The sequence below is a fragment of the Streptococcus sp. S784/96/1 genome (genome assembly GCF_902729355.1).
GTDB lineage: Bacteria > Bacillota > Bacilli > Lactobacillales > Streptococcaceae > Streptococcus > Streptococcus caledonicus.
In genome coordinates this window covers 12,914-27,949 of the sequence record NZ_CACVCC010000007.1, presented here as the reverse complement: position 1 = coordinate 27,949, position 15,036 = coordinate 12,914, and the positions used below count along the sequence as shown (strand labels likewise).

16 protein-coding genes and 1 pseudogene are annotated in these 15,036 nt (G+C 40.4%); all 17 read left to right on the top strand.

The window, feature by feature from the left end; all coding sequences use genetic code 11:
• The first annotated feature begins 69 nt into the window (after positions 1-69).
• The 17 genes and pseudogenes from adhP (at position 70) to rplV (ending at position 15,033) form a co-directional block, all read left to right on the top strand.
• Entirely contained in the window at positions 70-1,086 is a 1,017-nt protein-coding gene (gene adhP / locus GZ996_RS03725; protein ID WP_162011352.1) for an alcohol dehydrogenase AdhP, read from the top strand.
• A gap of 247 nt (positions 1,087-1,333) precedes the next feature.
• Positions 1,334-3,829 (top strand): YSIRK-type signal peptide-containing protein, encoded by a 2,496-nt coding sequence (locus GZ996_RS03720; protein ID WP_162011351.1) that lies wholly within the window; start codon positions 1,334-1,336, stop codon positions 3,827-3,829.
• Positions 3,830-4,790: 961 nt separating this feature from the next.
• Positions 4,791-4,988 carry a hypothetical protein gene (locus tag GZ996_RS03715; RefSeq protein WP_162011350.1) on the top strand — a complete coding sequence of 66 codons (198 nt, stop codon included), beginning with the start codon at positions 4,791-4,793 and terminating at the stop codon, positions 4,986-4,988.
• Positions 4,964-5,266: pseudogene (locus GZ996_RS11835) on the top strand (MFS transporter); the annotation flags it as partial. The gene GZ996_RS03715 and the pseudogene GZ996_RS11835, both read left to right, overlap by 25 nt.
• 87 nt (positions 5,267-5,353) lie before the next feature.
• Complete coding sequence (gene thrC / locus GZ996_RS03705; protein WP_162011349.1) at positions 5,354-6,841, top strand: threonine synthase; 1,488 nt, start codon at positions 5,354-5,356, stop codon at positions 6,839-6,841.
• Between the two features lie 3 nt (positions 6,842-6,844).
• The gene (locus GZ996_RS03700; RefSeq protein ID WP_161980694.1) at positions 6,845-7,597 is read left to right on the top strand and encodes a response regulator transcription factor; all 753 of its coding nucleotides are present in this window, start codon (positions 6,845-6,847) and stop codon (positions 7,595-7,597) included.
• Positions 7,598-7,732: 135 nt separating this feature from the next.
• Positions 7,733-8,257, top strand: coding sequence for a DUF3278 domain-containing protein (locus tag GZ996_RS03695; protein ID WP_162011348.1), 525 nt, complete (start codon positions 7,733-7,735; stop codon positions 8,255-8,257).
• Between the two features lie 11 nt (positions 8,258-8,268).
• Positions 8,269-8,460 (top strand): hypothetical protein, encoded by a 192-nt coding sequence (locus GZ996_RS03690; RefSeq protein ID WP_161980692.1) that lies wholly within the window; start codon positions 8,269-8,271, stop codon positions 8,458-8,460.
• 31 nt (positions 8,461-8,491) lie between these two features.
• A complete protein-coding gene (locus GZ996_RS03685) occupies positions 8,492-9,832 on the top strand; it encodes a sensor histidine kinase (protein WP_162011347.1) in 1,341 nt (446 codons plus the stop codon).
• Positions 9,833-9,923: 91 nt separating this feature from the next.
• The gene (locus GZ996_RS03680) at positions 9,924-11,144 is read left to right on the top strand and encodes an MATE family efflux transporter (RefSeq protein WP_238386386.1); all 1,221 of its coding nucleotides are present in this window, start codon (positions 9,924-9,926) and stop codon (positions 11,142-11,144) included.
• Between the two features lie 317 nt (positions 11,145-11,461).
• Complete coding sequence (rpsJ, locus tag GZ996_RS03675; RefSeq protein WP_018368193.1) at positions 11,462-11,770, top strand: 30S ribosomal protein S10; 309 nt, start codon at positions 11,462-11,464, stop codon at positions 11,768-11,770.
• 106 nt (positions 11,771-11,876) lie between these two features.
• Positions 11,877-12,503 carry a 50S ribosomal protein L3 gene (rplC, locus tag GZ996_RS03670; protein WP_156806164.1) on the top strand — a complete coding sequence of 209 codons (627 nt, stop codon included), beginning with the start codon at positions 11,877-11,879 and terminating at the stop codon, positions 12,501-12,503.
• A 24-nt stretch (positions 12,504-12,527) separates the two neighbouring features.
• Complete coding sequence (rplD, locus tag GZ996_RS03665) at positions 12,528-13,151, top strand: 50S ribosomal protein L4 (protein ID WP_156806163.1); 624 nt, start codon at positions 12,528-12,530, stop codon at positions 13,149-13,151.
• Positions 13,151-13,447: a 50S ribosomal protein L23 gene (locus GZ996_RS03660; protein ID WP_156806162.1), complete on the top strand. Its 297-nt coding sequence runs from the start codon at positions 13,151-13,153 to the stop codon at positions 13,445-13,447. Before rplD ends, GZ996_RS03660 begins: the two co-directional genes overlap by 1 nt.
• Positions 13,448-13,464: 17 nt before the next feature.
• Positions 13,465-14,298 (top strand): 50S ribosomal protein L2, encoded by an 834-nt coding sequence (rplB, locus tag GZ996_RS03655; protein WP_156806161.1) that lies wholly within the window; start codon positions 13,465-13,467, stop codon positions 14,296-14,298.
• A gap of 91 nt (positions 14,299-14,389) precedes the next feature.
• Complete coding sequence (gene rpsS / locus GZ996_RS03650) at positions 14,390-14,671, top strand: 30S ribosomal protein S19 (protein ID WP_000533766.1); 282 nt, start codon at positions 14,390-14,392, stop codon at positions 14,669-14,671.
• 17 nt (positions 14,672-14,688) lie between these two features.
• A complete protein-coding gene (gene rplV, locus GZ996_RS03645; protein WP_027974083.1) occupies positions 14,689-15,033 on the top strand; it encodes a 50S ribosomal protein L22 in 345 nt (114 codons plus the stop codon).
• Positions 15,034-15,036 lie beyond the last annotated feature (3 nt).

Genomic DNA, 15,036 nt, shown 5'->3' with positions numbered 1-15,036 from the left:
GAATTCGTTTACAATTTATATGTAAGCGATTTCTTTAATTGAACATAAAAAATATTTTTGGAGGCATTTATGAAAGCAGTAGTAGTAAATCAAGCAAGTACAGGCGTTGAAGTTGTAGAACATGAACTTCCAAGAGTCGGTCATGGAGAAGCTCTGGTAAAAGTGGAGTACTGTGGTGTATGCCATACAGACCTTCATGTTGCTCATGGTGATTTTGGACAAGTACCTGGACGTATTCTTGGACATGAAGGTATTGGTATTGTTACAGAATTGGGTGAAGGAGTAACTTCACTTAAGGTTGGAGACCGTGTTTCAATTGCTTGGTTCTTTGAAGGTTGTGGTCATTGTGAGTACTGTACTACTGGACGTGAAACACTTTGCCGTTCTGTAAAAAATGCTGGTTACTCAGTAGATGGAGGTATGAGTGAGTATGCGGTTGTTACAGCTGACTATGCCGTAAAAGTGCCAGAAGGTCTGGATCCAGCACAAGCATCATCAATTACCTGTGCAGGTGTAACAACTTACAAAGCGATTAAGGAAGCAGGAGCTGCTCCGGGTCAGTGGATTGCCATTTATGGTGCAGGCGGTCTAGGCAATCTTGCTGTACAGTATGCTAAAAAGGTGTTCAATGCTCATGTTGTAGCAGTTGATATTAATGCTGATAAACTTGAACTTGCCAAAGAAGTAGGAGCTGACTTAACTGTTAACGGTAGAGAAGTAGATGATGTGGCTGCTTATATTCAAGAAAAAACAGGTGGTTGTCATGGTGTTGTTGTAACAGCTGTTTCTAAAGTAGCCTTTAACCAAGCTATTGATAGTGTTCGCGCAGGTGGAACTGTTGTAGCAGTTGGTCTTCCATCAGAATACATGGAATTGAGTATTGTTAAGACAGTTCTTGATGGTATTCGTGTTGTTGGATCACTTGTAGGTACTCGTAAAGATTTAGAAGAAGCTTTTGAATTTGGTGCGCAAGGTTTGGTTGTACCTGTTGTAGAAACGGTGCCAGTAGAAACGGCTCCAGATGTTTTCCAAGAAATGGAAGAAGGTAAGATTCAAGGGCGTAAAGTTTTAGATTTTACTAGATAATAGATTAATCTAACTAGAATTTGGGCAAAAAGTCTAAAAAATAGTAAATGGTTTAGAGTAACGTCGTCAAAAAACGTTGATTCTAAACCATTTTATTTTGTCTAATTCTTAATAATGGAATATAGATAGAAAACAGATAAAGAATACTCGAACGAGATAGCTATATCTGTTTTTTTGATTTAAACTAACTAGTAGTTAAGATTATTTTATCCAAAAGGATAGTGTCACAGAAGAAAGGAGAAATCACGTGGTAGTAAAAAATAAAAAAGATTACTACAGTCTTCGCAAACTAAAGGGAGGCGTAGCTTCTGTCCTTGTCGGGGCTCTTCTTTTGACAGGAACAAGTGTCGTTATGGCAGAAGAGTTAAGTGGACTTGAAAGTTCAGAAAGTCAATGGCAACTTATTGATGGAGATGAGGATTGGGATGAGTCAGAGTACTCAGTACCATTCGAGAATAGAGGAGTTCTTCTCTTAGATAGAGAAGGAAGAGGGATACTTGATTATCTTGGAGGCGAGGATGAAGATTTCCCAAATTTAACAGATCAGGGGCGCCACTTGCCAGAATTTCCGGATATTCTACCTGGACCAGGAGTTCCAGTAGATCCAGAGATGGAAGAGCAACCAGAAAAGCAAGTAGCACCTGCTGAGCAACCGAAAGGTCAAGAAGCTACCCCTCCTTCTCCTCCAACGTTGAGACTAGAGGAAGATTCAGTGACTGTGACTCCTCCAGAGGATGAAGATGTGGCGGCAGTAAAACTTGATGGGATCTTCATCTTTAATGAAGATAGTCGGGGGTATCTTTTTCCTGAAGCTACCAAATTTTCTGATGAATGGAAGTTATCTGATATGGGTGGGTTTAATGGTATTAAACTTGATCCAAAAACAGGACAATGGACTATTCCCCTAGGCTCTCTTGTGAAGGGGGAGCCACTTGGCGCCACTGCTGTGTATAAAGATGGGAAGCAATCAGAGAGGAGGAGTATAGATATTCCTGGGGTAGAACCTACCCCAGCGCCCGAGTCTGCTCCAGCACCGGCTGAGAAGACCCCAGAAGCACCAGCTGAGAAGACCCCATCAGCGCCAGCTGAGAAGGCCCCAGAAGCGCCAGCTGAGAAGGCCCCAGAAGCACCAGCTGAGAAGACCCCAGAAGCCCCGGCTGAGAAGGCCCCAGAAGCGCCAGCGCCGCTTACACGTAAGCCGAGAGGTTTAGGTTTGGGAAGCTCTAAACAGGGTCTTTCAGAAAAAGAGGAACAGGTGATGAGGTTTTTGGAAGGCGCTTACACTATTTTCTTGTACACGGATAAAGAGAGAATTGAGTATCCTTTCCATGGAACACCAGAAGAATTGGAAAAAAAGATAAAGGAGACGATTACAGCTTATAAATCTGGGCACTATCCTTACGTGGAAAGATTTCAAAATGACAAACGTGTGCTTTTGCAATTTTACAAAGAAAAATACCTGTTGAGAGTAATTTCTGGCGATGAAGGCAGTCGCCAGCATGTAGAGACTCCTTTCTACGATAAGGAAAAACTGGAAGATCGCATCCAAGAATTGCAGAATGGCGCAGAAGGCTATGATGTGCTCAAACAAGAGGACGAGGATAAAGATAAGAAGTCATATAACAAGCGTGTCACCTTGACCTTTACACGAAAGGTTGAGAAGAAGATTGAGCCTGAACTGCATGAGGAAAAACCATTCTTCCCAGAAACGGAAGTTCCGAAGATGCCAGAGGTACCTAAGAAAGCAGAAGCGCCTAAAGCAACTCCGGATTCGTCTACACATAAGCCAAGAGGATTAGATTTGGGAAGCTCTAAACAGGGTCTTTCAGAAGAAGAACTGATAATGGGTTTTCTAGACAGCGCTTACACTATTTTCCTACGTACTGATAAAGAGCAGGTTGGTTATCCTTTCTATGGTTCACAAAAAGAATTGGAAGAAAAATTAAAGGAAACGATAGAGGCTTATAAATCTGGACACTACCCTTATGTGGAAAGATTCCAAACAGATAAGCGTGTACTTCTTCATTTCTACAAAGAAAAATATCTGTTGAGAGTTATTTCAGGTGAAGAAGGAAATCGTCAACAGGTAGAGACTCCTTTCTACGATAAGAAAAAACTGGAAGATCGTGTCAAAGAATTGGAAGATGGTGCAGAAGGCTATGACGTGTTCAAACAAGAGGATGAGGATAAAGATAAGAAGTCATATATCAAGCGCGTCACCTTGACCTTTACGCGAAAAGTTGAGAAGATAGAGCCTGAACTGCATGAGGAAAAACCATTCTTCCCAGAAACAGAGGTACCACAGAATCCTGCAACCCCAGAGAAATCGGAAGAGCCACAAAAATCAGAATCGCAAAAGAGTCCAGAGGTTCCAAGTAAGTCCGAAACTCAAAAGAGTCCAGAGGTTCCAAGTAAGTCCGAAACTCAAAAGAGTCTAGAGGCTCCAAGTAAGTCCGAAACTCAAAAGAGTCCAGAGTCTCCAAGTAAGTCCGAAACTCAAAAGAGTCCAGAAGTTCCAAGTAAGTCTGAAACTCAAAAGAGTTCAGAGTTATCACAGAATCCTGAAAATCTACAGAAACCGAAAGTACCAATGACATCAGCTATTTCTAATGCAACAACTATGGCTCAACCTCAACAGGTCAAGCAGTTACCGGCTACAGGTGACTTGCCATCAGCATTAACTTGGCTAGGAGGCAGTCTTTTAGGCTTGTTAGGTGCTATCTATCAAAAGAAAAAAGATTAAAAGAGCTCTTTGTAAACGGCTTATTCCTTCTTATTTCTTCCTTTTGGGATAAAATTTAGGTATAGAACTAGCTCTTATAACCTTTTAGAACAGTACACGGTATATTTGACAGTAGTCATAGAATGGGCGTAGATGCAAATCTGTTACCTTAAAAGATATAAAAGGAATAGGAATGAATGCTTTAACATCGCTTTGAGGTTTCTCCTGCTCTTACACGAAGCAACTGAGCTAATGTCTGACTTCTTAGCTATATCCGACGAACATTTCTCAAAAATTTCAGCAAACCCATTGCCAAGACATCTAAATGATCATTAACTATCAAAAATTGCGAATAACTCTAATGATGTCCTGTGAGACATGGAAGTTAATCTAAAAAAGAAGTCTTGTTTTGTTAATAAGTCATGGTTTTTGATGAAACTTTCACTGAGAGTGGGACAGAAGTCATGATGTCGAAGTCTTGACTTTCCCTCGCTCTCTGGTCTCTAAGCTCAGGCTGAAACTGTCCACTGGACAGTTTCACTCCCACATCCGCACAGCTCTAAAGGTCTGGGAGACCTTTGGAGGTTGGAAATAAATAAGATGAACGACATTCATCACATTCGTATAGGATGGCTGCTAACGATTGTGTGGTACTAAAATAGTCCAGTGGACTATTTTAGGTGGACACTTGAAAGGGAGAGAAGTGTCAACCTACAGACCGCCTATCAACACTGCGTTAATCTGTTATTGCTATCAAACATACTAAGATTAGTAGTGAGGAAATCTCCGACGGGAGAAAGTCCTCACTACTTTTTCATTATGTTAAAGTAGAGGTGTCTTGTTAAGTCGTACTCTTTTTAGGCGCTAGACGTCGCATATCAAAAAAAGAAGGTTGAGATATTTTATCCCAACCTCTTTTCTTATAGAGTAGGTTCCAATTTAATAAAGGCAGACAAAGAGCTAGCATTAAAGGAGGAATACTATGTTGGGGTTAAAACTCGATAAAAACAATCAACGTGCGCTTGCCTCTGCCATTGTGGCGTCTGGAACAGATGATTTAAATGTTATGTTCTTATCATTTTCGATGTCTAGTATCATTGCAGATTTGGCAATTTCAGGGACTCAGGCAGGTTGGATTGCTACCGTCACTAATTTGGGAATGTTATCGGCTTCTTTGTAAATGGGATGTTTGCAGGCTACGGTGCTATGATTACTCGCCTTTACCCGCACCACATTCGCTCAACAGCCAACAATATTATCTCAAATGTCAGTCGATCAATCGGAGGCTTTTCCTCGGTGATTATTGGAATACTCTTAGATGTAGATGTGTCAGGTCCTTCGACAGTGACGCTTTTCCCGGCCAGTCTTTACCTGGTTAGTTTGGTGGCTATGTTCTTCATTACCAGCCTCAAAACGCATCAATACAAAATATTGGGAGTTGACTCATTCTTGGGTTAGAAAACCCAATTGAAAAAGATATTTGCTTCAATTTTCTGGTAATTATGGTAAAATAGACAAAACATTATCAACAAATGAGGATATCCAATGACCCTAGTTTATCAATCAACTCGCGATGAGAATAATAAAGTAACTGCTAGCCAAGCAATTTTGCAAGGTTTAGCCACAGATGGTGGTTTATTTACACCTGTTGCTTTGCCAGAACTCACTCTTGATTTTGAACAATTAAAAGATGCATCTTATCAAGAGGTTGCAAAGCTAGTTCTTTCGACTTTCTTGGATGATTTTAGTGAAGAAGAGCTTGACTACTGTATCGCCTCAGCCTACGATGAAAAATTTGACACAGTAGTTATTGCCCCTGTTGTCAAGTTGGGTAATCAGTACAATCTGGAACTTTTCCATGGGTCAACCATTGCCTTTAAAGACATGGCCCTATCAATCTTACCTTACTTGCTAACAACATCAGCAAAAAAACAAGGTGTTGACAACAAAATCGTCATTTTAACAGCGACTTCAGGAGATACTGGTAAAGCTGCTATGGCAGGTTTCTCTGATGTTCCGGGAACAGATATTATTGTCTTTTATCCAAAAGACGGCGTGTCAAAAATCCAAGAATTGCAGATGACCACACAGACAGGTGCCAATACGCATGTGGTTGCTATTGATGGAAACTTTGATGATGCTCAGACAGATGTGAAGCGCATGTTTAATGATGCAGATTTGCGTGAAAAATTGCTAGCGCATAACGCTCAATTCTCATCAGCTAACTCAATGAACATTGGTCGCTTGGTGCCGCAAGTCGTTTACTATGTTTATGCCTATGCTCAGCTGGTTAAAGCGGGCCACATCACCAACGGTGAAAAGATTAACATCACGGTGCCAACTGGTAACTTTGGGAATATTTTGGCGGCTTATTATGCACGTGAAATTGGGGTACCGGTAGGGAAACTCATCTGTGCGTCAAATGAGAATAAGGTCTTAACAGACTTCTTTACAACGGGGACTTACGACAAAAAACGTGACTTTAAAGTGACGACGAGTCCGTCAATGGACATCTTAGTATCGTCAAACTTAGAGCGTCTCATTTTCCATTTGGTGGGCAATAGCGCAGCGAAAACCAAGGCTTTGATGGAAAACTTAGCGACTGCAGGAGAATATACCTTGTCTGATGTTGACCAGTCTATTCTTGACCTTTTTGAAGCAGGGTATGCAACGGAGGAAGAAACTGCTCTTGAGATTAAACGTGTGTACGAAGAAAGTAAGTACATTGAAGATCCTCACACAGCTGTCGCCTCTGCGGTTTACCAGAGGTATGTTGCTAGAACAAATGACCTCACGCCAACAATCATTGCTTCAACGGCCAGCCCTTATAAATTCCCACGTGTGGCTATCGAGGCTGTGACAGGAGAAGATTCAGGTGATGACTTCACAGCGGTTCAAAAATTACATGACCTATCTAAAGTTGCTATTCCTTCAGCAGTAAATGGTCTGGAAACAGCTGAAGTTCGTCACACAACTGTTGTTGCGACAGCAGACATGCAACAAGCTGTGGAAACCTATCTAGGCTTGGTGTAGAGCATGTTAAATATCTTTATTCTTGAAGATAATCTACAACAACAGTTTCGTTTGGAAAAAATTGTAGCGGGAATTTTAGTGAATAAAGGTATCAAGGCAAGACATCTGAATGTTTTTGAAAAACCTAGTCAGCTATTAGACAGTATTTCTGAAAAGGGTAGTCACCAACTCTTTTTGCTAGATATTGAAATTAAGGATGAGTTACGCAAAGGACTTGATTTGGCTAAAGAAATTAGAGCTTTGGATCCGTTAGCACATATCGTATTTGTGACGACTCATTCTGAATTTCTAACCTTGACCTATCGCTATAAGGTGTCAGCCTTGGATTTTATTGATAAGGGGCAAAATGATGCAGAGCTGACCGAATGTTTGGAAGAGGTTGTTTCATACGTTCTTGAGCAGTTAACAGGGGTTCCTCAGGAGGATATTTTTCTATTCAAAACAGCTTACGCTCATATTCAGGTACCCTTTCGTGATATTTTTTATTTTGAGACCTCGGAAAAATCCCATAAAATCAATCTTCGGACAAAGACAGAGCGTTTAGAATTTTATGGAAAACTGTCAGATATCATCGCCTTAGATAAACGACTTTATCAGAGCCATCGCTCCTATGTGGTCAACCCAGAAAATATTCTGGCGTTGAACTATAAGGACAATGTAGCCGTCTTTCCAGATGAGGAGACCTGTCTGGTGTCACGTCTCAAGATGAAGGGGCTGAAACAGCGCATTTTAGAAAGCAATACTAAGAAAGGTTGAGAAGCATACTCTCAGCCTTTTAGTTATCTGTTAAATCAACCATTCAGGGTGAAAAAATGACCGTTTAGGGAAGTGTAACCGATTCAGAACTTCCCTCTGCTATACTTAAACCATAAAGTTTAAGAGGTAAATAATATGAAAAAAGAATACCAATCAAAGTTCTATTATCGTTTTTTGAAATGGTTCTACGGGATTGAAGGAGATTTTACGACTGACCATGAGCTAGAGATTCAGAAATTGTCATCAGAAGTTTATCCTTTTATGATAACAGTCTTAATCGGAGGTTTCTTATTATCTATGCTATTTTATACTGACTTAACCAGTTGGGCTTATCTGATAGCTGTTGTGTATCCGTTAGCCTATCAATCTAGCGTAGTCCAGAAATTTGGTTGGGATAAACTCACAGTAGTTCCTTCTCAGCTGAAAGAGGCCCGTCGTAAAATGTTTCGTAAAACACTGAGAATGGCCCTGTTTTATGTTATTGTTCTTCTTTTAACAACCGTTTGGCTCTGGCAATCAGGAATCCCACAAGAAGCTGGAACCACTTTTGAGGTTTATTGGAAAATCGCTGCGCCGGGAGTTATGGTGCTGTACACACCGATTATATTTATGATAGCCTTCTTCAGTAATCGTCGAAAAATTAAAGTAATCAAAGAATAGGAAAAATGGATATGTTACAATTAGTAAGAAGAATTGATAAACAAATTGAAGTTGGCTTTAATCGCCTACCTTGGTTTTTACGTTATACTGTTGGGATTTTGTTTTTCTTAGCTATCATGTGGTTTATATCAGAATGGTGGCCAAAAATTTATGAAGTTGGCAATGAGTTTGGCAGAGAACTTTATCGCTATTTTCATAAATAGGGTGGTGGGTGACTATTAGCAAAGGAGACATATGGACATTGTTTTACACCTCTTACTTATTGTCATGCAGATTATTGGTTTGAACTACCTGCTAAAAGCAATTAGTGGGATTACAATAACCTGGCAACAGAGTATCTTTCTAGTTCCTATCTGGTATATTTTTGATGATTTTGCCCTGTTACTTGTTTTTGGTTACTGCTGGCTCTTAGTTCGCCAAAAGCTCCCTTTTGAAACAAAGACACGGCGATTCTTCTATGCTGCCACTCCTTACACGATGATTTGTCTCTTTCAGATTAGCCTAGAGGTTTATTTCAAAATGCTTTTCGGAGAAGCAATAGTTAATTCCTATAAGGATTGGTTTGCGCTATTGAGCTACGTATTGGTCTTTGCGTTATTCAAAGGATTAACGAAATGGTTGAATATTGATTATGCCTTGATTAGACGTTACACCTCGCAAGCCTTATTAGACAAGCTATTAGTACCGATTAATATATTGACGGTATTTTACTGGTCTTCGACAGTTATTAGCCTATTTGTGCTAGGCATGATACAAGGCATGGTTGAAGCAGGCCTCACACTATCAGTAACGATTTCAGAGCAATTGGCTTTTCACATTGCAGAGCAGATAGCAGTGATTTGTTGTGTGATGTATATCGCAGCGATGCTGTCACTGAGTTATCGCATCCGTATCAACCAAGAAAAAGAATCGCGTGACCGTTATGAACACCAGTTGCGTTCCTTATCAGATTATAGTCGGCATATTGAACAGTTGTATCAAGAAATTCGTAGCTTCAGACATGACTATGTGACGATTTTAAGTAGCCTAGCCAGTGCTATTGAGGATAAGGATATGGAAATGGTTGAGTCTATTTATACCAGTGTCTTGGCAGATACAGGGAAGTCTTTCTACCAAGAAAAATATGAAATTGGCAACCTTTCACGCATAGCTAATACCGCTATTAAAAGTGTGATTTCTGCTAAATTAAGAGAAGCCCAGCATAAAGGCATTGCTGTAACGGTAGAAGTGGAAGAGGTGGTTGATGAACCACCGATGGATTTATTAGATTACATCACGTTGTTATCGGTATTCCTAGAAAATGCGATTGAAGCTGCTAAGGTGAGTGACTCTCCTGAGCTGATACTGGCCTATTTTATGGAGAACGGTACCTATCATCTCATTATTGAAAATAGCACAGCAGAGGAAAAAATTTCCATTACTAAGGTGTTTGATAAAGGTTATTCGACCAAAGGAGAAAATCGAGGGCTAGGTTTATTTAAAGTAAGAGGCATTTTGGATAGGTATCCTCAAATATCATTGAACACAAAGAGTGACGCTTACCGTTTCAAACAACGTTTGGAAGTGAATTCCTAAACACTGAGAGTTGCTTTCTCAGTGTTTTTTTCTATATAATAGAAGAATGTTCAAGTATTCCAAAAAAATCCTCTCCATTGCTCTACCAGCGATGGCGGAAAATATTCTCCAAACCCTTATGGGAGTTGTTGATAGTTATTTGATTGCTCAGTTAGGTCTTATCGCTGTTTCTGGAGTAGCTGTTGCAACGAATGTTTTAGCGGTTTACCAAGCTCTCTTTATTGCTTTAGGAACAGCTATTTCAAGTCAGATTGCCCGTAATCGAAGAGATTCTAAAAAACTACTTTTCTATCAAAGGAAGGCAGTTATATTGACAGTTTTGCTTAGCAGTTTTCTAAGTATCTTAGCCATATTTGGAAGTCATTTTATCTGGCCGTTATTAGGTGTCAAGGGAGAGGTTCTTTTAGCTGCGAATCGGTATTTTGCTATTGTTGGGGGTGGGGCAATTAGTTTAGGTTTGCTGACTAGTCTTGGAGCTATCCTACGTTCTCAAGGAAGTCCCAGAATACCGATGTATGTTAGTTTGACAACGAATATTTTAAATGCTCTTTTATCAGCTTTATCGGTATTTGTTTGGGATTTTGGGATTACTGGTGTTGCGGTAGCGACGGTTTTATCGCGTTTTATAGGGATTATAATTCTTGCTAAACAGCTTCCAACTCTCTGGTCTGCTCAGCCTTGGTCTTGGGAAATCAATAGAGAATTATTGAGCCTGAGCTTACCAGCGGCAGGGGAGCGCTTGATGATGAGGGCAGGAGATATTGTCGTTCTTTCGATGATTATCCCCTTAGGAACGACAGTAGTATCTGGAAATGCAATTGGAGAAACTCTTACTCAGTTTAACTATCTACCAGGTGTTTCGATTGCGACAGCAGTAGTTATTCTAATAGGAATATTATCTGATGCAGATAGAAAACGGTTGATAAGGACGGCCTATGCCCTATCCTTGATTTTTATGCTTCTTATAAGTGGTTTGGTTTTGGCCTTTGGCCCAATTCTTATTTCATTTTTTACGGAAAATAGCAGAGCTTCAGAAACAAGCGAGCTAGTATTGTTGGCGTCGTTTTTAGGAACAGTAGCTACTGCGGGGACTTTAGTTTATACAGCGGTCTGGCAGGGGGTAGGAAATGCCAAACTCCCTTTCCACGCGACAACTATAGGAATGTGGTGTGTCAGAGTTCTATGTACTTATCTAAGTGTTACTGTTTTAAAGATGGGATTTGTGGGTGTATGGATAGCAACGATTTTGGACAATCTCTTTAGATGGCTAGTATTAAGTTATATCTATAGAAGACAGGGATATCAAAACTAACACTCGAAAAATTGATTAAAACGATGAGTTCAGTTTAATACATTTGAACAAATCACACGAAAATTTTCGAAGATAATTCTGACTTTTTAAGAGAAGTGAGAGCAAGGTTAAAAAATAAGCCAAAAAAATAAAAAATCGCATTAAATCTCTTGCAACAGCAGGAGATTTTTGTTAAACTATTATGGTGCTGTAAATAAACAGCTATAGCTTTGACGCAAGAGGTTGCGACACGCACGGTTGCATTGCCACGCAACGCGAGTCGGTTTTTCTTGAAGAGCTAGCCTATTATCTTAAATAGACGAAAAAAGGAGAAAAAGATGGCAAACAAAAAAATCCGCATCCGCTTGAAAGCGTACGAACACCGTACACTTGACACAGCAGCTGCAAAAATCGTAGAATCTGCAACTCGCACAGGTGCAACAGTTGCTGGACCAGTTCCACTTCCAACTGAACGTAGCCTTTACACAATCATTCGTGCGACACACAAGTACAAAGATTCTCGCGAACAATTTGAAATGCGTACACACAAACGTCTTATCGACATCATCAACCCAACTCAAAAAACAGTTGATGCTTTGATGAAACTTGATTTGCCAAGTGGTGTTAACGTAGAAATCAAACTTTAATTGATTTCGGAGCATAAAAAACGCTCCTAAAAAACTTTTTTGAGCATAAAAAACGCTCATTAAAAACTTTTTGAAAAACAAAATTAAGAAAAGGAAATATTTTCTCATGACAAAAGGAATCTTAGGGAAAAAAGTGGGAATGACTCAAATCTTCACTGAATCTGGTGAATTTATCCCTGTTACTGTCATCGAAGCAACTCCAAACGTTGTTCTTCAAGTGAAAACTGTTGAAACAGATGGTTACACTGCAACTCAAGTTGGTTTTGATGACAAACGCGAAGTATTGAGTAACAAACCTGCCAAAGGCCATGTCGCAAAAGCGAACACTGCTCCTAAGCGCTTCATCCGTGAATTCAAAAACATTGAAGGCTTAGAAGTGGGAGCAGAACTTACTGTTGAACAATTTGAAGCTGGTGATGTTGTTGATGTAACTGGAACTTCAAAGGGTAAAGGTTTCCAAGGTGTTATCAAACGTCATGGTCAATCACGTGGTCCTATGGCTCACGGTTCTCGTTACCACCGTCGTCCAGGTTCAATGGGACCTGTTGCACCTAACCGTGTATTCAAAGGTAAAAACCTTGCAGGACGTATGGGTGGAAATCGTGTAACAGTTCAAAACCTTGAAATTGTTCAAGTTATCCCAGAGAAAAACGTTATCCTTATCAAAGGTAACGTACCAGGTGCTAAGAAATCTCTTATCACTATCAAATCAGCAGTTAAAGCTGCTAAATAATAAGGAAAGGGGAAATCAGTTAACATGGCAAACGTAAAACTATTTGACCAAACTGGTAAAGAAGTTAGCTCAGTTGAATTAAACGACGCTATCTTCGGTATCGAACCAAACGAATCAGTTGTCTTTGATGTAGTCATCAGCCAACGTGCTAGCCTTCGCCAAGGTACTCACGCGGTTAAAAACCGTTCAGCAGTATCAGGTGGTGGTCGCAAACCATGGCGCCAAAAAGGAACTGGACGTGCTCGTCAAGGTTCTATCCGCTCACCACAATGGCGTGGTGGTGGTGTTGTCTTCGGACCAACTCCACGTTCATACGGCTACAAACTTCCACAAAAAGTTCGTCGCCTGGCTTTGAAATCAGTTTACTCAGCAAAAGTTGCTGAAGATAAATTTGTAGCTGTTGACGCTCTTTCATTTGCAGCACCAAAAACTGCTGAATTTGCAAAAGTTCTTGCAGCTCTTAGCATCGATACAAAAGTACTTGTTCTTATTGAAGAAGGAAACGAATTTGCAGCACTTTCTGCACGTAACCTTCCAAACGTAACTGTTGCAACTGCAACAACTGCAAGTGTTCTTGATATCGTAAACGCAGACAAACTTCTTGTTACTAAAGAAGCAATCTCTACAATCGAGGAGGTTCTTGCATAATGAATTTGTACGACGTAATCAAAAAACCTGTAATTACTGAGAAGACAATGATTGCTCTTGAAGCAGGTAAATATACTTTTGAGGTTGACACACGTGCGCACAAACTCCTTATCAAACAAGCTGTAGAAGCTGCGTTTGAAGGTGTTAAAGTTGCAAGTGTGAACACAGTAACATCAAAACCAAAACAAAAACGTGTTGGTCGTTACGTAGGTTACACTTCAAAAACTAAAAAAGCTATCATTACTCTTACAGCTGATTCTAAAGCAATCGAGTTGTTTGCAACTGAAGCTGAATAAGACAAAGGAGAAATAACGTGGGTATTAAAGTTTATAAACCAACGACAAATGGCCGTCGTAACATGACTTCTTTGGATTTCGAAGAGCTTACAACAAGCACACCTGAGAAATCATTGCTTGTTTCTTTGAAGAAAAAGGCTGGTCGTAACAACAACGGTCGCATCACTGTTCGTCACCATGGTGGCGGTCACAAACGTCACTACCGTTTGATCGACTTCAAACGTAACAAAGATGGCGTTGAAGCAGTTGTTAAAACTATTGAGTACGATCCAAACCGTACAGCTAACATCGCTCTTGTACACTACACTGACGGTGTTAAAGCATACATCATCGCTCCAAAAGGTCTTGAAGTTGGTCAACGTATCGTTTCAGGTCCAGAAGCTGATATCAAAGTTGGTAACGCTCTTCCACTTGCTAACATCCCAGTTGGTACAGTGGTGCACAACATTGAGTTGAAACCAGGACGTGGTGGTGAACTTGTTCGTGCTGCTGGTGCTTCTGCACAAGTACTTGGTCAGGAAGGTAAATATGTCCTTGTTCGTCTTCAATCAGGCGAAGTTCGTATGATTCTTGGTACTTGCCGTGCTACTGTTGGTACAGTTGGTAACGAACAACAATCACTTGTTAATATTGGTAAAGCAGGACGTAGCCGTTGGAAAGGTATCCGCCCAACAGTCCGCGGTTCTGTAATGAACCCTAACGATCACCCACACGGTGGTGGTGAAGGTAAAGCACCAGTTGGACGTAAAGCGCCATCTACTCCTTGGGGTAAACCTGCGCTTGGTCTTAAAACTCGTAACAAGAAAGCGAAATCTGACAAACTTATCGTTCGTCGTCGTAATCAAAAATAATCAACTAGCAAGTTGATTCATCCGCCAGCTCGGTAGCCAGCTTTTGCTGGCAGGCCGTTGTGGTACATACTTTAAAGGAGAAAACTACAAAATGGGACGTAGTCTTAAAAAAGGACCTTTCGTCGATGAGCATTTGATGAAAAAAGTTGAAGCTCAAGCAAACGACGAAAAGAAAAAAGTAATCAAAACTTGGTCACGTCGTTCAACGATTTTCCCAAGTTTCATCGGTTATACAATCGCTGTTTACGATGGACGTAAACACGTGCCTGTATATATTCAAGAAGACATGGTAGGTCACAAACTTGGTGAATTTGCACCGACTCGTACTTACAAAGGTCACGCTGCAGACGACAAGAAAACACGTCGTAAATAATCTAGGAGGAACACATGATGGCAGAAATTACTTCAGCTAAAGCAATGGCTCGTACAGTGCGTGTTTCACCTCGTAAAACACGTCTTGTTCTTGATCTTATCCGTGGTAAGAAAGTTGCTGACGCAATCGCAATCTTGAAATTCATGCCAAACAAAGCTGCTACTGAAGTTGAGAAAGTTCTTAACTCAGCAATCGCTAATGCGGAAAACAACTTTGGTTTGGAAAAAGCAAACTTGGTAGTATCTGAGACATTCGCAAACGAAGGACCAACAATGAAACGTTTCCGTCCACGTGCGAAAGGTTCAGCTTCACCAATCAACAAACGCACAACTCACATCACAGTAGTTGTGTCAGAAAAATAAGGA